We start from the raw sequence: 24,963 nt of genomic DNA, 5'->3' as shown, positions 1-24,963 counted from the left end.
TCGGTGGATTGTTCTCAGTCAGCGTCGCAGCGACCCGCTGCGCGTGTACATCTCCAGGTCCACAAAGTTGGAGCCATTGTGGTTGTTCGGGCCATACACGAGCGGAAAGTCGCCGATCTTGGTGGTGCCCATGTCTTCCATGGCCTTGATGAAGCCTTCGCGCGTGAGCGCTTTGCCTGCGCGTTTGAGGCCCTCTACAAACACACGGGCGGCGATGTAGCCCTCCAGCATGGTGTAGCTGTCGATCTTCTCGCCCGCGTCCGCGCGGTCCTTGCGGTAGTCGGCCACGATGGCCAGACGGCTGGCCTGCGGCGAGGGCACGATGCTGGCCGTGACCAGGCCTTCGATGCCACCGTTCAGGCGCTGCGCAGAGCCCGGTGCGTCGGTGATGCCCACCGAGATGGTGTACAGCGGCGAGGCTGCGCCTGCGGCTCGGTAGTCGCGCAGGAACACCTCCACCATCTTGCCCGCCATGATCATCACCACCGCACCCGGCTGGGCCTTGGTGAGCTGCGCGACCTGGGGCTTGGCGTCGGTGGCGGCGATCTCCATGGGCACGGAATCGACCACCTTGACCTTCAGGCCCTGGGCGATCTGCAGGCAGGTGTCGAGGTTGGATTTGCCGAACGCGCTGTTCTGGTAGATGACGGCGATGTTGTTGATACCCAGCGTGGCGAGGTGCCCCACGATCTTGCGCAGCTCGGTCTCGTAGCTGGCGCGCACGTGGAACAGGTAGCGGTTGTGCGTGGTGCGGAAGGACGTGGTGCCCACCAGCGGCGCAAACATGGGCACACCCGCCTTCTCCGCCAGGGGCATGGCGGCGATGAGATTGCCGGTGGCCACGTAGCCGATCAGGGCAAAGACCTTGTCTTCGTCAATGAGCTTGGCCGTGTTTTCGGCCGTCTTCTTGGGCTCGTAGGCATCGTCGTGCGACACCAGCTCCAGCGTGCGCCCGTTCACGCCGCCGGTCTTGTTGACCTTGTCGAACGCCAGCGCAATGCCGGCCTTGTAATCCACCCCGAAATCCTGGGCCGGGCCGGTGAACACGGCCGACTGCCCTACCTTGATGCGGGTGTCTGTCACCCCGGTCTCGGCGGCTGCCGGGCCTGCGGCCCCCAGAGCAGCGGCGGCCAGTGTTATCAGCACCGCACGGCGGTCGATGCCCCCCTCCTCCATCCCACGAAATTTCATGAAACGCTCCTTACATCAAGTGCGCAAGTTTCCCTGCAAGCGGAGCGGCAGCGCAACCATTTCTGCGGGGTGTTGTGAATCCGTCAAACCCCGGCGCCGAAGCACCGGGGCAGTGCGCCATCAGGCGACGTCGATATCGCTGGACTGGATGCGTTTGACGCCCTTGGCCTTCATGTTCCTCCAGGCCGCGTCGAGCGATCCGTTGAGGTCGATGGCGCGGGTGGCGTCTTCGACCACATAGGTTTCGAAGCCCAGGCGTTTGGCGTCGAGCGCCGTCCACGCCACGCAGAAGTCGGTGGCCAGGCCCGTGACAAACACGGTCTTGATGCCACGCTGCTTGAGGTAGCCCGCCAGGCCGGTAGAGGTCTTGCGGTCAGCCTCTTCAAAGGCCGAGTAGCTGTCCACATGCTGGTGAAAGCCCTTGCGCAGGATCACCTGGGCCTTGGGCACCTTGAGGTCCTTGTGCAGGGCGGCGTCGTCAGTGCCCTGCACGCAATGGTCGGGCCACAGCACCTGCTGGCCGTAACTCAGTTGCGTGGTTTCAAACGGCTTCTTGCCTGCATGGGTGCTGGCAAACGAGGCGTGGCCCTGGGTGTGCCAGTCCTGCGTGACCACCACGTTTTCAAACGCTGTGGCAATGCGGTTGATGACGGGCACCACCTCATCCCCCTTGGCCACGGGCAGCGTGCCGCCGGGGACAAAGCAGTTCTGCACATCGACCACGATGAGCGCCGCTCGCTCACCGGGTTTGATCTTGCCTGCCGCCCAGCTGGCAGGGAAGCTGACCCCGGCCACGGTGAGCGCGGCCGATTGAAGAAGAAAGCGACGACGTTGCGCAGTTTGCATGGTGAACACTCCGGTTGGGAACGCACTGACACGTCGGCCACAGCCCGGTAGGGCCAGGGCCGGGGAACTTCTTCTTTAGACGCTGAGGTAGGCGCGCCGCACCTCGTCGTTGGCGGCCAGCTCTTCCATGCTGGCCTGGTAGCGAATCTGGCCCTTTTCGAGCACATAGGCGCGGTCGGACACCAGCTCGGCAAAGTGCATGTTCTGCTCGGACAGCAGGATGCTCACGCCCTGCTCCTTCAGCTCCAGAATCATGTGCGCCATCTGCTCCACGATCACAGGGGCCACGCCTTCAGAAGGCTCATCCAGCAGCACCAAATACGGGTTGCCCATGAGCGTGCGGGCCACGGTCAGCATCTGCTGCTCGCCACCGCTCATGCGGCCGCCGGGGCGCTGTGGCATCTCGCCCAGGTTGGGGAAGAGCTTGAACAGGCGCTCGGGCGTCCACACCGGGGCGGCCGTGCCGTCGGGCCAGTGGCGCGCGGGTTGGCGGCCCACTTCCAGGTTCTCCATCACCGTGAGGTCGGTGAACACACGGCGGTCTTCGGGCACAAAGCCCAGGCCCAGGCGGGCAGCGTCGTGCGGATCGGTTTTGGACAGGTCCTTGCCCATGAACTGGATACTGCCCTTGCGCTTGGCCAGCATGCCCATCAGCGTCTTGAGCGTGGTGGATTTGCCTGCGCCGTTGCGGCCCATCAGCGCAACCACTTCGCCCCGGCGCACGTCCAGGTCCACGTCGTACAGGATTTGCGCGGCACCGTACCAGGCCTGCAGGCCCTTGGCCTGGAGCAGCAGTTCTTTGGGGTTGTGGGTCGTCATGGTCATGCCGCCTCCGCAGGGGCTGCGGCTTTCTTCTCAAACGTCTTGCCGGTGCCGAAGTACACCTCCTGCACCTTGGGGTGGTCGCGCAGCTCCAGCGGCTTGCCCTCGGCAATCAGGCGCCCGCGCGCCAGCACGATCATGCGGTCGGCGTAGGCAAACACCACGTCCATGCTGTGCTCGGTGAAGAGCACGGCCATGTGGCGGTCGATCACGAGCTGCTTGGTCAGCGCCATGAGCTCGTTGCGCTCCTTGGGCGCCATGCCGGCCGTGGGCTCGTCCATCAGCAGCAGCTTGGGCGAGTTGGCCATGGCAATCGCCAGCTCCACACGCTTCACATCGCCATAGGCCAGCACGCTGCAGGGGCGGTCGGCCTGCGACTTCATGCCCACTTGGTCGAGCAGCGCCAGGGCTTCGTCGCGTTTGTGGTCGGCAGCCCTGCGCCACAGGGAGAACAGCAGACCGTCGTTGGAGATCAGTGCCATCTGCACGTTCTCCACCACCGTCAGCGATGCAAAGGTTTCGGCGATCTGGAAGGTGCGGCCCACGCCCATGCGCCAGATGTCGCGCGGCTTGCGGCCCACCAGCTCCTGGCCGTTGAGCTGGATGGAGCCGGCGTCAGCGGGCAGCTGGCCGTTGACCATGTTGAAGGTGGTGGACTTGCCCGCGCCGTTGGGGCCGATGAGTGCCAGCAGCTCACCCGCAGCGAGTTCGAAGTGGATGCCATCCACCGCCTTCACGCCGCCGAACGATTTGCCCAGACCGGTGACTTTGAGGAGGCTCATGCCGTGCCCTCCTTGGTGTTCTTGGCGTCGCGCATGTTGTCAAAAATCTGCTTGATGGTGCCCGCGATGCCCTGCGGAAACAGCAGCACCAGGATGAGGATGATGGCGCCCAGCATGGCGCGCCAGTAGTCGGTGTTGCGCGCCACGGTGTCGTGCAGCCAGGTGAAGGTGACCGCACCCACCACGGGGCCCGCCAGCGTCTGGATGCCGCCGAGCAGCACCATCACCAACCCGTCCACCGATTTGCCCACGGCCAGCGACTCCGGCGAAATGCTGCCCTTGGAGAACGCATACAGCGCCCCTGCCAGCCCTGCAGCCGTGCCCGCCACCACAAACGCCGCCCACTGCATGCGCTTGACGTCGATGCCGATGGCGTCGGCGCGCAGCACAGAGTCGCGCCCCGCGCGCAGCGCATAGCCAAACGGCGAGAACAGCACGCGGCGCAGCCACCACACCCCTGCCCCCACCAGTGCCAGCGTGAGCCAGTAATACATGCGCTTGTCTGCCAGCCACGCCGCAGGCCAGACACCGGTCAGGCCGTTGCTGCCACCCGTGAAACTGTCCCACTGGTAGGTGATGGCCCAGGTGATCTGGGCGAAGGCCAGCGTCAGCATGGCCAGGTACACACCCGACAGCCGCACCGCAAACCAGCCGTAGACAAACGCCCCGGCGGCCGCCACCAGCGGCGCCACCACCAGTGCGACCTCCATGGGCAGCCCAAGCGAGCGCACCAGCAGGGCCGCACCATAGGCGCCCAGCCCGAAGTAGGCAGCATGGCCGAAGGAGTGCATGCCTGCAGGCCCCATGATGAAGTGAAGGCTGGCCGCAAACAGCGCGGCGATCAGCAGGTCGATCAGCAGCACCGTGGTGTACGGCGACTGGGCGGTGAGCACCGGCGCTGCTGCCAGCAGCAGGCCCAGCACCGCAGCCGCCACCAGGTAAGCCTTGCCCGGGCGACGCAGCGGCTCCTCCTGCATGCCCACGTAGCGGCTGGGTGCCTGCGGCCGGCCGAACAGGCCCCACGGGCGCCAGACCAGCACCACCGCCATCACCAGAAAATCCACCACCAGCGTCAGCTTGGAAAAAGAAACACTCAGGCCAAACACGTCAACCACACCCAACCAGATGCAGATGGCCTTGATCTCGGAGATCAGCAGGGCTGCGGCGTACGCGCCCGGGATGGAGCCCATGCCCCCCACCACCACCACCACGAAGGCGGCACCGATGGTGTGCAGGTCCATCTCCAGCGTGGCGGGCTCGCGGGGCAGCTGCAATGCGCCACCCAGCCCGGCCAGCATCGCGCCCAGCGCAAACACGGCTGTGAACAACCAGGCCTGGTTGACGCCCAGGGCGCTCACCATCTCGCGGTCTTGCGTGGCGGCACGCACCAGCGTGCCAAACCGGGTGCGCGTGAGCAGCAGCCAGACTGCGCCCAGCACCAGCGGACCGACCACGATGAGGAACAGGTCGTAGCTGGGGAACTGCCGCCCCAGCAAGCTGACGGAACCTGAAAGGCCCGGCGCGCGCGGGCCCAGCAGTTCGTCGGGGCCCCAGAGCCACAGCACCGCGTCCTTGATGACCAGCACCAGTGCAAACGTGGCCAGCAGCTGGAACAGCTCGGGCGCCTTGTAGATGCGGCGCAGCAGCACCACTTCGATCAGCGCCCCCAGCACGCCAACGATCAGCGCGGCCAGTGGCAAGGCCACCCAGAAGCCCAGGGCACCGCTCAGGCGCTCGACCAGCGAGTACGCAACATAGATGCCCACCATGAAGAACGAGCCATGGGCAAAGTTCACGATGCGGGTCACGCCAAAGATCAGCGACAGACCCGCCGCCACGAGGAACAGCGACGACGCGCTCGCCAGCCCGTTGATGAGCTGGACGATGAAACCCGAAAAACTCATGTTCGATACACCCTGTAGGGCCTGTTCACACTGTTTTTGCCAGCGCGAAGGCCATGAAAGAAGCCGGCCGTGCTCCAGCCAACACCCGCAGAACCGGGCGGTGCCGGACTGCAGGTAGCGCCTGCTGGGGCCGAGGCGCGGCAGGCGCCTCAGACCTCAGAGGGAATCAATCAGCGCTTCGCGACTTCTTCACGTCGGCTGCGGACGGCTGGTACTTGGCATCGGCGCCATCCAGGTAGACGTAATCCACCATCACGCCCTTGCCGCCTTCGTTCTTGGTGCGACCGACAAACGCGCCCATGGTGGCCTGGTGGTCTTCAGGACGGTAGGTGATCTTGCCGAATGGGGTGTCCACCTGCAGACCCTTGAAGGCTGCGACCAGCTTGTCGGTGTCGGTGCTCTTGGCCTTGGCAATACCGGCCGCGGCCGACTTGATCATGCTGTAGCCCACCACCGAGCCCAGGCGCGGGTAGTCCTTGAACTTGGCCTGGTACGCCTGCTCGAACGCCTTGTGTGCGGGGGTGTTGATGCCGTACCAGGGATAGCCGGTCACCAGCCAGCCGTTGGGGGCCTCGTCTTTCAAGGGGTCCATGTATTCGGGCTCGCCCGTCAATACGCTGACCACTTCGATGCCCTTGAACAGGCCGCGCGTGTTGCCTTCGCGCACGAACTTCGACAGGTCCGCGCCAAACAGCACGTTGAAAACGGCGTCGGGCTTGGCATCGGACAGCGCTTGCACGACGCTGCCAGCATCCACCCGGCCCAGTGGCGTGGCTTGTTCGGCCACAAACTCCACATCGGGCTGGGCGGCCTTGAGCAGTTGCTTGAACGCAGCCACGGCAGACTGCCCGTATTCGTAATTGGGGTAGACCACAGCCCAACGCTTCTTCTTCATCTTGGCGGCCTCGGGCACCAGCATGGCGGCCTGCATATAGGTGCCGGGGCGCAGGCGGAAGGTGTACTGGTTGCCACCTTGCCAGGTCATCTTGTCGGTCAGCGGCTCGCCAGCCAGGAAGAAAAACTTCTTCTGCTTGGCGAAGTCGGCCACCGCCAGACCGGTGTTCGACAGGAAGGTGCCGGCCAGCACATCGACCTTCTCGCGCGACACCAGCTCTTCGGCCACGCGAACGGCGTCGCCAGGGTTGGCGTTGTCGTCGCGCGTGATCAGTTCGATCTTCTTGCCATTGACGCCGCCCGCAGCGTTGATCTCATCGACCGCCAGCTCCATGCCTTTCTTGTAGGGCTCCAGGAAAGCAGGTTGTGCCTTGTAGCTGTTGACCTCGCCAATCTTGATCACGCCCTGGGCAAACACTGGGGCCAGGGTAAGGGCCAATGCAGCCGCAGCCGTGGCACGCATGAGGTTTCGTCGCATCGTCATGGGGAGACTCCTGAAGGATGGTTGGAGAGAGATCGAACGGGGGTAAGACAGAACAGGTGAGTGTTGTGCGCGCGCCGGGCTCAGCGCAGGCCGTCAACACCCTTGATTTCAGAGGCCGTGAGGCCGCCGACACGTGGCAACGGCCGCCCGCTGTCCGTCACGACAACGGCCACCACGATTTCATTGGCCCGCGGGGCATCGGCCACACGGGCTTCCATGGCGTCGAAATGGCTGCGCACATAGGCGGCGTCCTTGTGGCCCAGGGGCACATCGATGGCTGTACCCAGGCCGCCCATTTTCTTGCTGGATGGCACCAGAGCGGCGCCCTTCTCGACCGCCACACGCAGGGGGGCACCCAGCTTGGGATGCAGGATGGCGGCAGCGTGCTCCAACTCGCCCGCCTCGCCCACGATGGCGGCCTTGCCGTAGCTCTGGGCCTGGCCGGGCTCAATGCCCAGGGCCTGCACGCAGCGGGCGCCCAGAAGGCCGCCCAGCTCTTCGCCGATGGCGATGAGTTCGTCGAGGTTCTCCACATAGCGGCCTGCGCAGGGGTTCTCGATCACGGCCATGGCCAGTGCCTTGCGCACCGGGGGTTGAACGTCACGCCCCATTTCCACGCGGACTTCGTCGGTCTGGACGATGATCTTTCGAATCTTGGCTGGCATTTTTTGGCTCCTTGCGATCTTGTCTTGTTCGATGGTGTGCGAGCTGGCGTGCGGCTCAGCGCAGGCCGTTCCACTGGCTGATGTCTGCCGCCTTGAGCCCACCGACGCGGGCGTGGATGCGCGGACCCGTGGTCATGGCAAGTATGAACACGATCTCATCGGCAGAGGGCGCGCCCGGAACCCGCACTTCGATCGCGTCGAAATGGCTGCGCACATAACTGGCGTTGATATGGGTCAGGGGCACATCCAGCGCGGCACCGGGGCCGCCCACTTTCTTGGTGGAGGGCACGATGGACAACGCGTTGGCGGGCTGCCCGGTCTTCTCCTCGGCCTGGCCTTTGGCGTAGGCGTTGCGGTCACCCTTCCAGCCCAGCAGTTCGCGCATGGCGTAGCCACCGGGCACATGCCACAGCGCGCCGTGTTCCAACTCGCCAGCCGCGCCCACGATGGCACCCTTGCCATAGGTCTCGATGCGCTCGGCGGGCACGCCCATGGCCTTCAGGAGGCGCTGGGCCATATCCAGCCCCACATCCTGCAGCGCGTCCATCATGGGGAGGATGTCGGGTTCGTACCGGCCCGCAAACGGGTTGGCCAGCACCGCGCCGATGGCACCACGCAGCAGCGGCACATCAGCCACCGGCCCGAATTCGTGCCGGATTTCCTCAAGATGGGTAAAAACGCGTCGTATCTGGATCATTCTGGAGACCTGTGCAATTCGTTAAGCAAATACTGAACCAACTTCCGATTCCATCACTACCCCCCGCAGCAATGCCGCTCCCGTTAGGGCTTGGGGCGCCGACGTCGCCACCAACTGGCCCTGGCATGCCAGCAGTGCAAACCACAGCAGGCCGCTGGACTGCAATTCTTGCGCTTTTTGCAGCCCCTGGTGCAAGGCCCGGCCCACCAGCTCTTTGGGCAAGGCGGGGACATCCACGGTGACGGGGATGGCACCCAGGTCACTGTCGTCCCGCACTTGCCACGCGGGCCTGCGGACAATCCGCGCATCGGCCACATCCACCGCGTTCGCCACGATGGTTGCCGCTGCATCGGCCTGCGCCGCCGTGCGCGCCAGCACCGTCACGCTGTCAGCAATGCCCAGCGACTGGCTGCGTCCGCGCCAGCCACTGGTGGCCACACCGCGCACTGGCATGGCGCTGTCGATGCGGATCTGCCCATCCAGCACCAGGCCGCTGCGCAACTGTGCAGCATTCAGCGCAGCAATGTCAGCGTACACCCCCACCGTGACCGACTGGCCGGGCGCCAGGTGCAGCGCAATGTCGCCGCCGTTGTTGACCCAGGCGCGGTCTATGCCCGGCTGTTCGTAGCAGGTCAGAATCTCCTGCGCCACCGCGCCCGCCACCGCCGCCATCGATGTGATGAAACCTGCGCGATAAGGGCTGCAGGCGGCCCACATGCGGCGCGCCACCCCGCCCTGCAAGGCGCAACGCTCATTCACCGGCGCTCGCAGGCCCAGGAGTTCATTCACCAGCTCCAGCAGTAGGCCTTCAAAACGCTGCCACGCACGCTCATGCGCCAGTGCCACGGCGTCGCGCGCCCCTTCGGCCTGGAGGATGAGGTCCATCGGGCCATGCTGGAAATGCCAGCGGCCGTCGGACAGGAGCTTGCGGCAAGCGTTCACGGCGCGATCCACTCAACCCAGCAGAGGTGAGCGACCCAGCGGCCACGGGTTGGCAGCGGGCAAGGTTTGCCACACGCGCGCCTGCGGTGCACCGTCGTTGTGCCACGCACCGCGCTCCAGCACTTCGCGCAGGCTGCGGATCTGTTCGGTGTGCCCGCCCAGCGCTTCATAGTCTGCACGGCGCATGCTGAACTCGATGGGCGCCACGATGGCGGGCGTGGGCACGGTGCCAAAGCTGTTGTCCGGCATGCGCAGCACGTCGGCCATCACGGTGATACCGCCGCCCGGCCACACATAGGCGGGGGCACCGCCACAGGTCACATTGACCAGCGCGTTCTTGATGGAGCGGGTGAGCAGCACCGGGTTCTCGGTCACCCCTGCGCGCAGGCTGCCGCCTGCACCGCCGAGGAACAGCACGGAGGCCAGCGAGGGCTCGCAGTTTTCGCCGATGCGGTCCACGATGCGGCGCACCTCGGCGGGCATCTCGGCCTCCACCGGGTGGAGTTGCGCGTCCAGCACGTACCAGGAGGCGTGCTCCCCGGTGGTGGAGGTCATCAACAGGCGCAGCCCCGGCCAAGCCACGGATTCGTCCCAGCCCTCGATGATGGACAGCGGGTCGGCAATGTCGGTGCCGCCCCAGCCGGTGCCCGGGTTCGCCACCTGAAAGTAGCGTCCCGGCGTGGACTTGCGCCCGCGCATCTGGATGCCCGAGGGCTTCATGTCCAGGCAGCGGCCCGCCTGGTGTTCGGTCAGCACGCCGGTGATGTGGTCGTCCACCACCACCACCTCGTCCGCATGACCAAAGAACTGGCGCGCAAAGATGCCAATGGCCGCTGAGCCGCAGCCCACGCGCATGCGCTGCTCGGCCACACCGTTGACGATGGGCGCGCGCCCCGCCTGGATCACGAGCTGCGAGCCGCCATCGATGGTGAACTCCACGGCCTGCTTGTTGCCCAGCAGTTGCATCATCTCGGCGGTGATGCGGCCTTCCTTCTTGGTGCCGCCCGTGAGGTGGTGCACACCACCCAGCGACAGCATCTGCGAGCCGTACTCCGCCGTGGTCACATGGCCCACCACCTCGCCCTTGCAGCGCACGTTGGCCTGCTCGGAGCCGAGGAAGCGGTCGGTGTCGATCTTCACCTTGAAGCTGCAGTAGCTGAAGATGCCCTCGGTGACCACGGTGACCATGTCCACGCCGTCGGTTTGGGAGCCCACGATGAAGGGCGCGGGTTTGTAGTCCGGGTAGGTGGTGGACGAGCCCACACCCGTCACAAACACCTCTTCAGACAGCAGCAGATCGCCATTCCATGCGGGTTCTGGAGCCACGTCGGCATCAGCGCCTTCTGCAGCCTCGGCGCGGCCCGCAAATGGCACCAGCGTGGCCTCGCCCGCCTCCAGCGTCTTGCGCAGCAACACCACCGGGTCGAGCCGCACGAGCACGCCCGCCTGGTTGGCGTAACGGTCGCACGCACCTGCGCGGCCTTCGGAAATCTGGCACAGCACCGGGCACGCATTGCACTCGACCTTGGCAGCGTTCATGCGCTCGTTGCGCGGCCGGGCACGCTCCAGCACCTGCGGCAGATCTGGCGCATCCATGCCCGGCAGCCCATCGGTCTTGGTGTGTTCAGTCATCGTGGCGACCCATTCATTGCTTTGTTGCAAGCGCTTGTACACGCATTGCATTTTGTGTAGCATTCACTTAACTTAAATGTTGTGAACACTACATTTCATGCCAATGTAGCGGAATCAACCAGACTCTGCAATGGTGTTTTCGCACCCCCAAAAACGGTGCACGAGGAGCCCCAAAATGACGCACGTTGTGACGGACGCATGCATTCGGTGCAAGTACACCGACTGCGTCGATGTGTGCCCTGTGGACTGCTTCAAGGAGGGGCCAGAGTTCCTGGTGATCGACCCCGACGAATGCATCGACTGCGCGGTGTGCATTCCCGAATGCCCGGTGAACGCGATCTATGCCGAGGACGACCTGCCAGAGGGCATGGAAATCTTCCTGGAATTCAACAAAAAGCAGGCCCCCGCTCTGCCCCCAATCACCAAAAGAAAAGCGGCTTTGCCAGATGCGGAACAATGGAGGGTTGTGAGCCACAAGCTTTCCGGGCTGAACATCGCGCCCTGACGCCTCCAGCCCCAGCCTTTCAGCCAGCTTTTTCGCCTCATTTCTCAACTTTTAGCCGACGAAATCACCATGAGCGCCTTTCTCGAAGAACGCGTCCTGTCCGTCCACCACTGGACGGACCGCCTTTTCTCCTTCACCACCACACGCGACACCGCCCTGCGCTTCTCCAACGGCCATTTCACGATGATTGGCCTGCGCGGCGAGAACGGCAAACCCCTGCTGCGCGCCTACAGCATTGCCAGCGCCAACTACGAAGAACACCTGGAGTTCCTGTCGATCAAGGTGCCGGACGGCCCGCTGACATCGCGCCTGCAACACATCCAGGTGGGTGACACCATCGTGGTGGGCAAAAAGCCCACCGGCACGCTTCTGATCGACTACCTGCTGCCCGCCAAGCGGCTGTACATGCTCTCTACCGGCACGGGCGTGGCCCCGTTCCTGAGCCTGATGCGCGACCCCGAGACCTACGAGAAGTTCGAAGAGGTCATCCTGGTGCACGGCGTGCGCGAGGTGAAGGAACTGGCCTACCACGACTACATCACCGAGGAGCTGCCAAAGCACGAGTTCCTGGGCGAAATCGTGAGCAAGCAACTCAAGTACTACCCCACCGTGACCCGCGAGCCCTTCAAGAACCAGGGCCGCGTGACCACCGTGATCGAAAACGGCCAGCTCGCCCGCGACCTGGGCCTGCCCGCGCTCAACCCCGCTGAAGACCGCGTGATGATCTGCGGCAGCCCCGAGATGCTGCGCGACCTCAAGCACATGATGGAAGAGCGCGGCTTCAAGGAAGGCAACACCACGAAGCCGGGTGACTTCGTGATCGAACGCGCGTTCGCAGAGCAGTGATCCCCGGCGGCCCCCGCCCTGGGGGCCCGCCTCATCCACCAGGACCCGCCATGTCTGCCACTCCCACCAAGACCCGGACCGCGTCCCCCCGCGCAGCCTCTGCCCGCAAGACGGGCGTGCGCGAGCAGGCCGCACAGACCACGCGCGACAACATCCTGAAAGCGGCGACCAAGGTGTTCGCCCGCTACGGCTACGAAGGCGGCAGCGTGGAGAAGATCTCCAAGGCGGCCAAGTCCTTCGACCGGATGATCTACTACTACTTCGGCAGCAAGGAAGGCCTGTTCATCGAGGTGCTGGAGGAAACCTACCGGCGCATGAACGATGCGGAATCCAAACTGGACCTGGACACCGCCAAGCCGGTGGAGGCGCTGCAGGCCGTGATCCGCTTCGTGGTGGGCTACTACCGCAAGAACCCTGAGTTCATCACGCTGCTCAACACCGAGAACCTGCACAAGGGCAAGCACATCTCCAAGTCGATGCGGGCCCGCGAATACTCATCGCCCGCCATCGAGGTCATCCGCCGCGTGCTCGAAAGCGGCCAAGCGCAGGGCCTGTTCCGCAAGGATGTGTCGGCGCGCGACGTGTACCTGCTGATCGCCGCCACCGGCTACTTCTACATGTCCAACCGGCACACGCTGTCGGCCTTTCTGGGCGAAGACCTGGAAACGCCCGAGGCCCTGGCGCACTGGGAGTCGTTCGTCATCGACAGCGTGCTGCGCACCGTGGCGCCCGGCCCCCACCTGCCCAAGGGCAAGGTGACAGTAGCGGCCTGAATCGACAAGAGATTTTTCCCTGCGGAGTGCCGCGCGGCGCCCCGCCCATCACCCCACGAGGAGAATCCATGGCAGAAGCAGCAGCCGGCGGCAAGTCAGGCAAGGTCGTCATCCAGAACATCGGTCTTTTGTTGTCGGGGGACCTGGACCGCCCCATCCTCGACGCCGACACCATCGTGGTGAACGACGGCCTCATCGTGGCCGTGGGCCGCTACAAGGATTGCGACACCGACCACGCCCATACCGTGATCGACGCGCGCCAGACCTGCGTGGCGCCAGGCCTCATCGACAGCCACGTGCACCCGGTGTTTGGCGACTGGACGCCGCGCCAGAACCAGATCGGCTGGATCGACTCGACCATGAACGGCGGCGTGACCACCATGGTCTCGGCAGGTGAAGTGCACCTGCCCGGCCGCCCCAAGGACATCGTGGGCCTCAAGGCCCTGGCCATCACCGCGCAGCGTTCGTTCGACAACTTCCGCCCCGGTGGCGTGAAGGTGATCGCGGGCGCCCCAGTCATCGAAAAAGGCATGACCGAGCAGGACTTCAAGGACCTGGCCGAGGCGGGCGTGACGCTGCTGGGCGAAGTGGGCCTGGGCTCCGTCAAGGCGGGCTACGAGGCCCAGCAGATGGTGGCCTGGGCGCGCAAGCACGGCATCCAGAGCACCATCCATACCGGTGGTCCGTCAATTCCGGGCTCGGGGCTGATCGACAAGGACGTGGTGCTGGAGGCCGATGCCGACGTGATCGGCCACATCAACGGTGGCCACACCTCGCTGCCCTGGAAACATGTGTGCGAGCTGTGCGAGAAGTCGTCCCGCGCTATCGAGCTGGTGCACAACGGCAACGAGAAGATCGCCATCCAGGCCGCGCGCGCGGCCATCGAACTCAAGTGCCCGCACCGGGTGATTCTGGGCACCGATGGGCCAGCGGGCTCGGGCGTGCAGCCACTGGGCATGCTGCGCATGATTGCGCTGATTTCGAGCTTTGCCGACATCCCCGCCGAGCTGGTGTTCTGCTTTGCCACGGGCAACACGGCGCGCATCCGCAACCTGAACTGTGGCCTGGTCGAAGTGGGCCGCGCGGCCGACTTTGTGTTCATGGACCGGGCCCAGCACACTGCGGGCGCCACGCTGTTGGAGAGCGTTCAGCTGGGCGACATCCCGGGCATTGGCATGGTCATGATCGACGGCCTGGTGCGCTGCGGCCGCAGCCGCAACACGCCGCCTGCGACCGAGATTCCGGTGGTGCTGTAACCCGCTAGTCAGTCACCAGCAGCGACAAAAAAAGCCCGCGTTTGCGGGCTTTTTTCTGGGGAAAACGACTGGCTCAGTAAGTGTCCGACACCCGCACCGTACCCGGCTGGGGCTGCGGTTGTGCATAGGGATCTGCAGCACGGGCCGAGCCGCCCTGGTCCACGCGGAAGCCCTTGCCTTGCAGCACCACGGGCGTTCCCACGGCCGTGGGTTCTGCGCGCTGGAAGTGGCGCAGCGAGCCGTCTTCCATACGCACCGCCACCTGGTACACCGTGTGGGTGCGGGTGCGCTCTTCAACCTTGTGGCCCACGTAACCACCGCCCACTGCGCCCAGCACGGTGGCGGCGGTGCGGCCGCTGCCCTTGCCGATCTGGTTGCCCACCACGGCACCCAGCACGCCACCGGCCACGGCCCCCACGCCCGTGGCGGGCGCGGCCTGCTGCACCGCCTGCACGGATTCGACCCGGCCGCAGCTGCGGCACACCGGTGCGGCTGCCCGCACGGGCTGCGCAGGGCCTGCGCCCAGGGGCGCGCCCGGGCTGCCCGGCATCTCTGCAGGGCGCTGCGCAGCCTGGCCCTGGGGCGTTCGGCCATTTGCTACGCTATCGATAGCTGGCTGGGCATACTGGTCCCGCGCAGAAGGCCTTTTTTCTTCAATGATTTCGGATTCTGGCGTGCGGGGTGCAGCGGCCAGCTGCGCGGGGGCCACGGCCGGGGCGCTGATCGCGGAGGGTGTGCGCTGCTGCCACACCAGGGTGGCGCCCAGTGCCAGCACGCTCACGCCCAGCACGCCAATGGCGGCCCACATCCATTTCAGGGCCTGGCCGGCGGGGGCCGCAGCGGGGATCGCAGCAGGCGGAGTTGGAGAAGAAACCGTCAGGTTCATGGTCATTTCCTTGTTCGTATCGGAGAAGTCCGCAGGGGGCGGGTGTGCAAAGAAAGCGCTGTGCGCCCGCTACGGGATGGAGCCGTGGTGTTTCAACGGACCGGATGGCCCGAAGGTACACAGCGGCGGGCGCTGCGATGTGGCCGGTTTGTAAGCGGCAGTAAGCAGCGGTAAACCTCTTTTGGCAGCATTTGCGACCACAGCCCAGCCACGCTGCCTTTGTGGACGCATCCTGGCAGCGCAATGAGCCCCGTCGTGGCGGCCGCTCTGGGCTGGGCAGAGCAATGGAATCGGCATCGTGCGCGCTGTTGCCAACATTTACAGCTCCTGCACCCGCGCCCGGGCGGATGCGGCCCAGCGCGCCAAGGCCGCTGGGCGGCGCGGGCCGGAATGCAAGGCATCCTCCAGCGCCTGCGCGCAACTGGCAGAAAACAGCAGGATGGCCGACGAAAAGTAGATCCACATCAGCAGCACCACCAGCGAGCCCGCCGCGCCGTAGGCCGACACCACAGCCGCAGTGGACAGATACCAGGCCAGCAGTTGCTTGCCCACCGTGAACAGCGAGGCCCCCACCACGGCGCCCATCACCAGGTAGCGCAGCGACGGCTTGGGGCCCGCGCCAATGCGCATGAGCCCCACAAACAGCGCCACGGCCAGCCCGAAGGCAATGGCTTCGTTGACGAGCTGCAGCAGCGGCGCCAGCGGCGCCAAAACAGGCAGGTGGCCTGCGGCCAGATGCTGCCCGGCCCAGCCCGCCAGCAGGTGGATCAAGGTGGACAGCGCCAGCGACACCAGCAGCAAGAACCCCAGCGCCAGCACATAGGCCAACCCCCGCAGCCGCAGCGACGCCATGCGCCACCATGCGGCGCGCTGGGGCGGCGTGTCATCGTCCCGGCGCCACAGCCGCTCGAGCGCGGACTGCAGCTCCACAAACACCCCGGTGGCCCCCGAGACCAGCACCCCAAAACCGATGACCGATGCCAGCCGCCCCTCGGACGGCGCCTGCGCGCTGGCCAGCGCCTGGCGCACCACGTCGGCCACCTGCTGGCCCATCACCGACTGTACCTGGGCGACCAGACTGCTCTCCAGGTAGCTACGGTCCACCCACCAGCCCAGCACGCCCACCAGCAAGAGCAGCAGGGGCGCGAGGCTCAGCATGCCGTAGAACGACATGGCCGCACTCATGCGCAGCCCGTCGGCGTCCAGCCACATCTGCGCCGCACGCCAGAACGGCTGCACCAGGCGCCACAGCGGCTGCAGGGGCTGGGCCATGCGGGCAAGCCTGGGGGTGGTTGTCGCCAGGGGCGGGGAAGACTCGTTCATCCCCGCGAGCCTAGGGCCGGGGCGCGCATCCGTCCATCCGCCGTGGCCGCAAGTGCGGGTAGGCGCCATCCCACACGGGGCGGGCAGGCGGCAGCGCGCAGAGTTTCAAAGGTGACAGCGGCGGTTTTACACCGGGCGGACGCAGGGCTAGCATGAAGCGCTGACCGACCAGCTTGCACGGCGGCCACCGCCGCCTTTCCCGCACCCCTTCGCCCCACCCGGCGCGCCACGAGCCACCGGGACCCGGGTTGGGCATTCATTCACCTTCACCCCACTCTCTGCACGAAAGCGTTTTTTCCATGAGCGTCAAGCAACTCTTCGATCTCACCGGCCAGGTCGCCCTGGTCACCGGCGGCTCACGCGGCCTGGGCCTGCAGATGGCCGAAGCCCTTGGCGAAATGGGCGCCAAGCTCGCCATCACCGCGCGCAAGGCCGATGAGCTGGCCGAGGCCAAGAAGCACCTCGAAGCGCAGGGCTACGAGGTACTGACCGTGGTGAACGACCTGCAAAAGACCGAGGACATCCCCGGCCTGGTGGACCAGGTGGTCGAGCGCTTTGGCACCATCGACATCCTCGTGAACAACGCGGGCGCCACCTGGGGTGCCAAGGCCGAGGACTACCCCGACGCCGCCTGGCACAAGGTGATGGACCTGAACGTGAGCGCGCCGTTTTTCCTGTCGCGCGAAGTGGGCAAGCGCTGCATGATCCCGCGCGGCAAGGGCTCGATCATCGTCACGGCCTCGGTGGCCGCGCTCAAGGGCACGCCCCCGGGCATGAACACGATTGCCTACAACACCTCCAAGGCGGCGGCCCTGCACTTTGCGCGCACCCTGGCGTCCGAATGGGGGCACTACGGCGTTCGCGTCAATGCGATCTGCCCCGGCTTCTTCCCGAGCAAGATGGCCAGCGGCCTCATCGAAAAACTGGGCCCCGCCATGATCGAGCGCACGCCCCTGCGCCGCATCGGCGGCGAAGAGGACCTCAAGGGCGCGGTGGTGTTCCTCGCGTCCAACGCCTCGCGCCACATCACGGGCGAATCCATCGTGGTCGATGGCGGCGCCAGCCTGATCTGACCCCGTCCGGCCCCCGATCGCACCGCCAAGGATTCCCATGGACTTCACCTATTCCCCCAAGGTCACAGCCCTGCAGCAGCGCCTGACGGCGTTCATGGAGGAACACATCTACCCTGCCGAATCGGTGTACCACCACGAGGTGGCCGCCAACCGCAAGGCGGGCAACCCGTGGCAGCCCACCCAGGTGATGGAAGACCTGAAGGCCAAGGCCAAGGCCGCCAACCTGTGGAACCTGTTCCTGCCCGAATCCAACCTGGGCGCGGGCCTGACCAACCTGGAGTACGCGCCCCTGTGCGAAATCATGGGCCGCTCGCACATTGCGCCCGAAGCCTTCAACTGCTCGGCGCCCGACACCGGCAACATGGAGACGCTGGCGCGCTACGCCACGCCCGAACAGCAGCAGCGCTGGCTGCTGCCGCTGCTCGACGGCACCATCCGCTCGGCCTTCGCCATGACGGAGCCCGATGTGGCATCGTCCGACGCCACGAACATCGAAGCCCGCATCGAGCGCGACGGCGACCACTACGTGATCAACGGCCGCAAGTGGTGGACCTCGGGCGCGCCCGACCCACGCTGCAAGATCCTGATCTTCATGGGCAAGACCGACCCCGACCATGCCAACCGGCACCAGCAGCAGTCGATGATCCTCGTGCCCATGGACACGCCCGGCGTGACCATGGAACGCGCCCTGCCCGTGTTCGGCTACGACCACGCGCCCCATGGCCACGGCGAGGTGAGTTTTGAGAATGTGCGCGTGCCGGTGTCCAACATCCTGCTGGGCGAGGGGCGCGGCTTCGAGATCGCCCAGGGCCGCCTGGGCCCCGGGCGCATCCACCACTGCATGCGCCTGATTGGCGTGGCCGAGCGCGCCCTGGAACTGATGTGCCAGCGCGCCCTGGGCCGCGTGGCCTTCCACCGGCCGGTGGCTGACCAGGGCGTGACGCGCGAGCGCATTGCCAATGCCCGCATCCTCATCGACCAGGCGCGGTTCCTGGTGCTCAACGCCGCGCAGATGATGGACACCGTGGGCAACAAGGTTGCGCGCAAGGAGATCGCGATGATCAAGGTGGCCGCACCCGCCATGGCCTGCCAGGTGATCGACTGGGCCATGCAGGTGCATGGCGGCGGCGGCGTGAGCGACGACTTCCCGCTGGCCGCTGCCTATGCCCAGGCCCGCACCCTGCGGTTTGCCGACGGCCCCGACGAGGTGCACCGCAACGCCATCGCCAAGGACGAACTGGCGCGCCACCTGAAGCGCGCATGATGATGATGACGGCGGGCGCCCTGCCGCGCCCGCCCGACGATGCCTGACCCCAAGGAGCTTCCCCCATGTCCGACCGCCACCTGGCCCACTGGCCGCCGGGGCTGCCCCGCCACCTCACGCTGCCGCAGACGCATCTGTTTCACAACGCCGAGGTGTCGGCCGCGCGCTACCCAGACAAACCCTTTCTGGTGTTCTACGACACGCTGGTGACCTTCCTCCAGTTCCAGCAGCAGGCCGAGCACATTGCGGGCTTCTTGCAGCAGGTGTGTGGCGTGAAGGCGGGCGACCGCGTGCTGCTGTACATGCAGAACAGCCCGCAGTGGATTCTGGCGTTCTACGGCATCCTGCGCGCCAATGCGGTGGTGGTGCCGGTGAACCCCATGAACCTCACCGACGAGCTGCGCCACTACGTGCACGACAGCGGTGCCACCGTGGCCTTTGTGCCGCAGGACCTGCATGCGCAGGCGCAGCCGCTGGTGGATGTGGCGGGCGGCGAAGGCAAGCTGAAGCACCTGATCGTAGCCGCCTACAGCGACTACCTGCAGGTGCCCACCGACCTGCCCGTGCCCGCGTTCGTCAGCGCACCGCGCCAGGCCATTGATGCCCCCGGCGTCACGCTGTGGAGCGACATGCTGGCGCAACAGCGCACCCCGGGCCCCATCACCACCGGGCCGGACGACCTGTGCGTGATGCCCTACACCTCGGGCACCACCGGCCACCCCAAGGGCTGCATGCACACCCACCGCAGCGCCATGAGCACGCTGGTGGGCGGCGTGCAGTGGTTTGCGCGCACGCAGGATTCGACCTACCTCACGGTGCTGCCGTTGTTCCACGTCACCGGCCTGTCGGGCAGCATGAACGGGCCGCTGTTTGTGGGCGCCACCGTGGTCGTGCTGCCGCGCTGGGACCGCGACGCGGCCGCCCAGCTCATCCAGCGCTACCGGGTCACCATCTGGCAGGCCATCTCGACCATGGTGGTGGACTTTCTGGCCAACCCGCGCATTGCCGACTACGACATCAGCAGCCTGCAGGCCATACGCGGCGGCGGCGCGGCCATGCCCAAGGCCGTGGCGCAGCGCCTGAAGGACCTGACGGGGCTCGACTACGTGGAGGGCTACGGCATGTCTGAAACCATGGCCGCCACCCACATCAACCCGCCCCACCGCCCCAAGCCGCAGTGCCTGGGCATCCCGGTGTTTGACGTGGATGCGCGCGTGGTGGACCCGGCCACGTTCGCCGAACTGCCCCCGGGCGAAATCGGCGAGATCGTGGTGCATGGCCCGCAGGTCATGTTGGGCTACTGGAACAACCCGCAGGCCTCGGCCGACAGCTTTGTGACGCTGGACGGCAAGCGCTTTCTGCGCACCGGCGACCTGGCGCAGGTGGACGAGGACGGCTACTTCTTCATGGTGGACCGGCTCAAGCGCATGATCAATGCGTCGGGCTTCAAGGTCTGGCCCGCCGAGGTCGAGGCCATGATGTACGCCCACCCCGCCATCCAGGAGGTGTGCGTGATCGCGGCGCACGACGCGCGCCGGGGCGAGACGGTGAAGGCCCTGGTCGTGCTGCGCGACACCTTCAAGGGCCAGGTGAGCGAGCAGTCCATCATCGACTGGAGCCACGAACACATGGCCGCCTACAAAAGCCCGCGCATCGTGCAGCTGGTGGACAGCCTGCCCAAGTCCGGCACGGGCAAGGTGCAGTGGCGCGAGCTGCAGGAGCAGGAGCGCAGCCGCGCCGCCGGTGCTGCGGCCTGACCCACAGCACATGGCAATTCATGCAATAGCTATTATTTTTATAGCTAACAGCGCTTGACTGTCGCGCGCAAACGGCAAAAAAACCTCAAGACTTCACCACCCCATGCACCCCACCGCCCTCGCCCGCCTGCGCTCCGTGCTGCAAACCCATGTGGACCAGGGCCTGCTGCCCGGTGCCGTGGCCCTCGTCCACCACCAGGGCCACACGGTGCTGCACGCGGCGGTTGGCCACCAGCGCCCGCCCAGCGCCGAATCGGCGGTGCCCGCCATGGCGCCCGACACGGTGTTCCGCATCTACTCCATGACCAAGCCCATCGCCTCGCTGGTGGCGATGATGCTCATGGAAGAAGGCCGCCTGCTGCTGTCGCACCCCGTGGCCCACTACCTGCCCGCGTTTGCCGGCCAGCGCGTGTACGACGCAGCCACCGGCACCACCACCCCCGTGCAGCGCGAGGCCACGGTGCACGACCTGCTGCGCCACACCGCCGGCCTGAGCTACGCCTGGGAGGTCGGCACCGTGCCCGACGCCTACCGCGCCGCCCGCGTTGGCTCGCGCCGCCACAGCAATGCGGACCTGGTCGCGGCGCTGGGCCCCCTGCCCCTGGTCCACCAGCCCGGCACCCGCTGGGAATACAGCCGCGCCACCGACGTACTGGGCGCGGTGCTGGAAGTGATCGAGGGCGAAAGCCTGGGCGCCATCCTGCAGCGCCGCGTGTTCGGCCCGCTGGGCATGCACGACACGGGCTTCTCGGTGCCCGCCGCGCAGCAGCACCGCCTGGCCGAGGCCTTTGAGCGCGACCCGCAGACCGGCATCGGCATGCCGCTGATCGACGTGACCGCCCCGCCCGTGTTCGAGTCGGCCGGGGGCGGCCTAGTGTCCACCGCCAGCGACTACGCGCGCTTTCTGCAGCTCATGCTGGGCCGGGGCACCGCCCCCGGGCCGGACAGCCTTGGCGCTCCCATTCGCCTGCTGGGCCGCGCCACAGTGGACTTCATGACCGCCGACCACCTGGGCAACCTGCCCGTGGCGGGCGACATCCTGCCCACCGGCTACGGCTTTGGGCTGGGCGTGGCCGTGCGCACCGCCACCGGCCAGGCCACCCGCCCGGGATCGGCCGGGCACTACAGCTGGAGCGGCCTGGGCGGCACCTTCTTCTTTGTGGACCCTGCGGAAGACCTGTTCGCCATCCTGCTCACGCAGGCGCCCGGCCAGCTGCGGTATCTGTGCGAGCTGTATCCGGCGCTGGTGTATGCGGCATTGTGATTAGGCCCCCCTGAGCGGCTTTGCCGCTTCCCCCCACTCTCGCGCTGCGCGCGGGCAGGGGGACGACGCCCTCGCTGCGGGGCGGCCCTTGCTCGGCGTCCACTGGTCTGGGTCGCGCCAGTTGCTAAGGCCGTGCCGGACATGGGGTGCGCGGGGGCAGGCTTACACTCAACGCCCAGTCACGGCACGCGACACAGCCCCACCCGCAGTGCGCAAGCCCGTCCCCCAGACCTCTTTCTTGAACCTATGCAGATTCGCTGCGCACTGGTCGGCATGCCCGGCTCGGGCAAATCCACCGTCGGCCGGCAACTGGCCCACCGCGCGGGCGTGCCCTTCATCGACCTGGACCACCGGCTGGAACAGACCCTGGGCACCACCATCCGCAGCTTCTTCGAGGCCGAAGGCGAAGCCCGCTTTCGCGACATCGAATCCCAGGTGCTGGCCGACGTGGCCTGCCAGCCCGGCGGCATGGTCCTGTCCACCGGCGGCGGCGCCGTGCTGCGCCCCGAAAACCGCGAGGTGCTGCGCCAGTTCGGCAACGTGCTGTACCTGCGTGCCTCGCCCGAAGAAATCTTCAAGCGCGTCAAACACGACAAGACCCGCCCCCTGCTGCAAGGCGGCAACCCCATGGACAAGCTGCGCGACCTCTACGCCCAGCGCGACCACCTGTACCGCGAAACCGCCCACTACGTGATCGAGACCGGGCGGCCGTCGGTGCACACGCTGGTCAACATGGTGATGATGCAGCTGGAGATGGCGGAGAGCGCGGGTGGGGCGGGGTCGCGCTGAAGGGCAATAGAAGACGCGGCTATGGGCGGCGATTAAAGACTTGTCTGTCAAGGTCGGCTACGCCAATCATCCACAGTCCAACTGGCGCGCAGCATGCATTGGTCTGACTAACCCGCAGGCTTCTACGGACTGGTTGCAGTTTGAACGCCTTTGTACCCATAGTACGTCGCCAAAACCGCAGATAGGCCTATGGACCAATGGATGACCAACAAGGCAACCACCGAAGCGCCCAACCCTAGCCCAGTGAGCCACATTCTCCGTGGCACATCTTGGTCCACTCTGCGCCAGTGCATCACAGCCAGCCCGAGCAGAATTACTGGCAACAGAACTCGCAAGGCAAAAATCCACCACTGTTCGTGCGCCGCAAAAATGAGCGTAAGCATCTGCGCAGCATTCGTCAGATGGGCCCATCTAGTTGGAATCTCATCAAAGAGAAGAGTCAACCACATGCCAATAGGACCAACGGCTGTGAAAAGGAATTGGACGCTTGCAACCCGATTGAAGCGCAATCTTGATGGAGGCTTAAATGCCCTAGCGAAGTACGAAGGTATGGACATTAGTTGCTTTCCAGAGTGTCTGGGACGGGAGCTCACCGTACATTCTCCAGACTATATCGATGCAGCCCCCAGCACGGAACTCTGCACTTCTGCACCATTGTTGGAACGGCAAATAGATACCAACCCCGGATTTCGGGCTGGTCAGAAGGTTTACCGGTGACCGCTTTCGCGTCTGAGAGTTCTGGCCCCGCATTCGGGCCTATTCCAACCTGACCAACAGGAGTACCCCATGTCCCCCAAAACCACCCTCTGCCTCTGGTTCAACGGCACGGCGCTGGAGGCGGCGACTTTCTACGCGGCCACCTTTCCCGACAGCGCCGTGGGGCGGGTGATGCATGCGCCCGGCGACTACCCTGCAGGGCACCAGGGCGATGTGCTGACGGTGGAGTTCACGGTGCTGGGCATCCCCTGCCTGGGGTTGAATGGCGGCCCGGCCTTCGCGCACAGCGAGGCGTTTTCGTTCCAGATCGCGACGGAGGACCAGGCCGAAACCGACCGGCTGTGGAACGCGATTGTGGGCAATGGCGGGCAGGAGAGCGCCTGCGGCTGGTGCAAGGACCGGTGGGGGCTGTCGTGGCAGATCACGCCACGGGTGCTGACACAGGCCATCAATGACCCCGACCGCGCAGCGGCCAAGCGGGCCTTTGACGCGATGATGGGCATGCGCAAGATTGATGTGGCGGCGATTGAAGCTGCGTGGCGTGGATGAGGGTGGGTCGCAGGTCTTTGCACTTTGCCCCGTGCATTTTTTTTGACTCAAAACACGGCCTCGCGCCTGTCCAGCAACCTTTGTTAGCTATTTATTCAATAGCATTTTGCTGCCACGGCCCACCACCGGTGCATGCAGCGCCATCAACCCCGCCACCCAGTCGATGAACACCCGCACCTTGGCGCTCACATGCCGTTGGGGTGGGTAGGCCACGTACAGCGGCATAGGCGCCAGCGTCCAATCCTGCAGCAGGGGCACCAGCTCGCCGGTGGTCACGTGGGGGCGGGCCATGTAGTCAGGCAGCCAGAGCACGCCCAGGCCCGCCAGGCCTGCGGCCAGGTAGGCGTTGCCGTCGTCCACGGCGCAAATATCGTGGCCCTGGGCGCGCACGTGTTCGGTGCCACGGCGCATCTCGAACGGCAGGGGCTGGCCGGTGCGTGCCCACAAAAAGCCCACGGTGCGGTGGTGCGGGCCTTCCAGCGCCTGCGGGTGCTCGGGCGTGCCCGCGCGCTGCAGGTAGCTGGGGGCGGCGTACACGCGCAATTGCAGATCGCCCACATGGCGTGCGACCAGCGCGGGGTTGGTGATTGCGCCGCCGCGCACCACGCAGTCCACGTTGTCACCCACCATGTCCACGGGGCGGTCGCTCACGCCCATGTGCAAGAGGATATCGGGGTACTGCGCGTGGAACGCGGGCAGCGCCGGGATGAGGACCAGGCGCGCCAGGGGGCTGGGCACATCCACCCGCAGGCGGCCCCGGAGCGCAGCGGCGGCGGTGGAGACACTGGTGTCTGCGTCGTCCAGGTCGGCCAGCAGGCGCACGACGCGCTCGTAGTAGGCGGCGCCATCGGGGGTGACCTGCACGCGCCGGGTGGTGCGGTGCAGGAGCTTCACGCGCAAACGGGCTTCGAGCTGCTGCACCAGCTGCGTGACGGTGGTGCGGCTCAGGTGCAGGGTGAGGGCGGCCTTGGTGAAGCTGCCGGATTCCACAACGCGGGCAAAAGCCTGCAGGGCGTCAAAACGGTCCATGGCATGTAGGTCGTTGAGGCATGTTGAAGCACCAACACGCCCACCATTGTTTGGTGATCAGGAACAGTGGTGC

23 protein-coding genes are annotated in these 24,963 nt (G+C 66.0%); 10 read left to right on the top strand and 13 right to left on the bottom strand.

Features of this window, described 5'->3' with window-relative positions; translation table 11 throughout:
• Positions 1-18: 18 nt before the first annotated feature.
• The 10 genes from ACSQ3O_RS01190 to ACSQ3O_RS01145 all read right to left on the bottom strand — a co-directional run bounded on the left by ACSQ3O_RS01190 (position 19) and on the right by ACSQ3O_RS01145 (position 10,859).
• The gene (locus ACSQ3O_RS01190; RefSeq protein ID WP_436137576.1) at positions 19-1,191 is read right to left on the bottom strand and encodes an ABC transporter substrate-binding protein; all 1,173 of its coding nucleotides are present in this window, start codon (positions 1,189-1,191) and stop codon (positions 19-21) included.
• A 120-nt stretch (positions 1,192-1,311) separates the two neighbouring features.
• A complete protein-coding gene (gene pncA, locus ACSQ3O_RS01185; RefSeq protein ID WP_436137575.1) occupies positions 1,312-2,037 on the bottom strand; it encodes a bifunctional nicotinamidase/pyrazinamidase in 726 nt (241 codons plus the stop codon).
• 75 nt (positions 2,038-2,112) lie between these two features.
• The gene (locus ACSQ3O_RS01180; RefSeq protein ID WP_436141054.1) at positions 2,113-2,856 is read right to left on the bottom strand and encodes an ABC transporter ATP-binding protein; all 744 of its coding nucleotides are present in this window, start codon (positions 2,854-2,856) and stop codon (positions 2,113-2,115) included.
• 2 nt (positions 2,857-2,858) lie between these two features.
• The gene (locus tag ACSQ3O_RS01175; protein WP_436137574.1) at positions 2,859-3,641 is read right to left on the bottom strand and encodes an ABC transporter ATP-binding protein; all 783 of its coding nucleotides are present in this window, start codon (positions 3,639-3,641) and stop codon (positions 2,859-2,861) included.
• Positions 3,638-5,545: an ABC transporter permease gene (locus tag ACSQ3O_RS01170; protein WP_436137573.1), complete on the bottom strand. Its 1,908-nt coding sequence runs from the start codon at positions 5,543-5,545 to the stop codon at positions 3,638-3,640. Before ACSQ3O_RS01170 ends, ACSQ3O_RS01175 begins: the two co-directional genes overlap by 4 nt.
• Positions 5,546-5,711: 166 nt before the next feature.
• The gene (locus ACSQ3O_RS01165) at positions 5,712-6,923 is read right to left on the bottom strand and encodes an ABC transporter substrate-binding protein (RefSeq protein ID WP_015012054.1); all 1,212 of its coding nucleotides are present in this window, start codon (positions 6,921-6,923) and stop codon (positions 5,712-5,714) included.
• 80 nt (positions 6,924-7,003) lie between these two features.
• A complete protein-coding gene (locus tag ACSQ3O_RS01160) occupies positions 7,004-7,588 on the bottom strand; it encodes an amino acid synthesis family protein (RefSeq protein ID WP_060985033.1) in 585 nt (194 codons plus the stop codon).
• Between the two features lie 55 nt (positions 7,589-7,643).
• The gene (locus ACSQ3O_RS01155) at positions 7,644-8,285 is read right to left on the bottom strand and encodes an amino acid synthesis family protein (protein ID WP_436137572.1); all 642 of its coding nucleotides are present in this window, start codon (positions 8,283-8,285) and stop codon (positions 7,644-7,646) included.
• 21 nt (positions 8,286-8,306) lie between these two features.
• A complete protein-coding gene (locus ACSQ3O_RS01150) occupies positions 8,307-9,227 on the bottom strand; it encodes a UPF0280 family protein (RefSeq protein ID WP_436137571.1) in 921 nt (306 codons plus the stop codon).
• Positions 9,228-9,239: 12 nt separating this feature from the next.
• Entirely contained in the window at positions 9,240-10,859 is a 1,620-nt protein-coding gene (locus tag ACSQ3O_RS01145) for a 6-hydroxynicotinate reductase (RefSeq protein ID WP_436137570.1), read from the bottom strand.
• A gap of 175 nt (positions 10,860-11,034) precedes the next feature.
• Here ACSQ3O_RS01145 and fdxA point away from each other — a divergent pair, with 175 nt between their 5' ends.
• The 4 genes from fdxA (at position 11,035) to ACSQ3O_RS01125 (ending at position 14,239) form a co-directional block, all read left to right on the top strand.
• Positions 11,035-11,364, top strand: a complete 330-nt coding sequence (fdxA, locus tag ACSQ3O_RS01140; protein WP_137747249.1) for a ferredoxin FdxA — start codon at positions 11,035-11,037, stop codon at positions 11,362-11,364.
• Between the two features lie 69 nt (positions 11,365-11,433).
• A complete protein-coding gene (locus tag ACSQ3O_RS01135; protein WP_108618860.1) occupies positions 11,434-12,210 on the top strand; it encodes a ferredoxin--NADP reductase in 777 nt (258 codons plus the stop codon).
• A 50-nt stretch (positions 12,211-12,260) separates the two neighbouring features.
• A complete protein-coding gene (locus ACSQ3O_RS01130) occupies positions 12,261-12,983 on the top strand; it encodes a TetR/AcrR family transcriptional regulator (RefSeq protein WP_436137569.1) in 723 nt (240 codons plus the stop codon).
• Positions 12,984-13,051: 68 nt separating this feature from the next.
• Positions 13,052-14,239 carry an amidohydrolase family protein gene (locus ACSQ3O_RS01125; RefSeq protein ID WP_436137568.1) on the top strand — a complete coding sequence of 396 codons (1,188 nt, stop codon included), beginning with the start codon at positions 13,052-13,054 and terminating at the stop codon, positions 14,237-14,239.
• Between the two features lie 73 nt (positions 14,240-14,312).
• On the opposite strand, the gene ACSQ3O_RS01120 is transcribed toward ACSQ3O_RS01125, so the two are convergent.
• Together ACSQ3O_RS01120 and ACSQ3O_RS01115 are read right to left on the bottom strand one after the other, a co-directional pair.
• Positions 14,313-15,125, bottom strand: a complete 813-nt coding sequence (locus tag ACSQ3O_RS01120; RefSeq protein ID WP_436137567.1) for a glycine zipper 2TM domain-containing protein — start codon at positions 15,123-15,125, stop codon at positions 14,313-14,315.
• Between the two features lie 318 nt (positions 15,126-15,443).
• Positions 15,444-16,448 (bottom strand): YihY/virulence factor BrkB family protein, encoded by a 1,005-nt coding sequence (locus ACSQ3O_RS01115; RefSeq protein WP_436137566.1) that lies wholly within the window; start codon positions 16,446-16,448, stop codon positions 15,444-15,446.
• 299 nt (positions 16,449-16,747) lie between these two features.
• On the opposite strand from ACSQ3O_RS01115, the gene ACSQ3O_RS01110 reads away from it, so the two are divergent.
• The 6 genes from ACSQ3O_RS01110 (at position 16,748) to ACSQ3O_RS01085 (ending at position 23,861) form a co-directional block, all read left to right on the top strand.
• On the top strand, positions 16,748-17,521 hold the full coding sequence (locus ACSQ3O_RS01110) for an SDR family oxidoreductase (RefSeq protein WP_056742279.1): 774 nt from the start codon (positions 16,748-16,750) through the stop codon (positions 17,519-17,521).
• A 37-nt stretch (positions 17,522-17,558) separates the two neighbouring features.
• Positions 17,559-18,785, top strand: coding sequence for an acyl-CoA dehydrogenase family protein (locus ACSQ3O_RS01105; protein WP_436137565.1), 1,227 nt, complete (start codon positions 17,559-17,561; stop codon positions 18,783-18,785).
• Between the two features lie 65 nt (positions 18,786-18,850).
• The gene (locus ACSQ3O_RS01100) at positions 18,851-20,542 is read left to right on the top strand and encodes a long-chain fatty acid--CoA ligase (protein WP_436137564.1); all 1,692 of its coding nucleotides are present in this window, start codon (positions 18,851-18,853) and stop codon (positions 20,540-20,542) included.
• Positions 20,543-20,645: 103 nt separating this feature from the next.
• Complete coding sequence (locus ACSQ3O_RS01095) at positions 20,646-21,806, top strand: serine hydrolase domain-containing protein (protein WP_436137563.1); 1,161 nt, start codon at positions 20,646-20,648, stop codon at positions 21,804-21,806.
• A 246-nt stretch (positions 21,807-22,052) separates the two neighbouring features.
• Positions 22,053-22,595, top strand: coding sequence for a shikimate kinase (locus ACSQ3O_RS01090; RefSeq protein ID WP_137747256.1), 543 nt, complete (start codon positions 22,053-22,055; stop codon positions 22,593-22,595).
• Between the two features lie 786 nt (positions 22,596-23,381).
• Complete coding sequence (locus ACSQ3O_RS01085; protein WP_436137562.1) at positions 23,382-23,861, top strand: VOC family protein; 480 nt, start codon at positions 23,382-23,384, stop codon at positions 23,859-23,861.
• Positions 23,862-23,948: 87 nt separating this feature from the next.
• Here the strand turns inward: ACSQ3O_RS01085 and ACSQ3O_RS01080 are convergent, their stop codons facing one another.
• Entirely contained in the window at positions 23,949-24,890 is a 942-nt protein-coding gene (locus ACSQ3O_RS01080) for a LysR substrate-binding domain-containing protein (protein ID WP_436137561.1), read from the bottom strand.
• Between the last annotated feature and the right edge of the window lie 73 nt (positions 24,891-24,963).

It is taken from the genome of Acidovorax sp. LjRoot74, from assembly GCF_964254355.1.
Lineage (GTDB): Bacteria > Pseudomonadota > Gammaproteobacteria > Burkholderiales > Burkholderiaceae_C > Acidovorax.
This window is presented reverse-complemented; position numbering and strand designations above follow the sequence as displayed.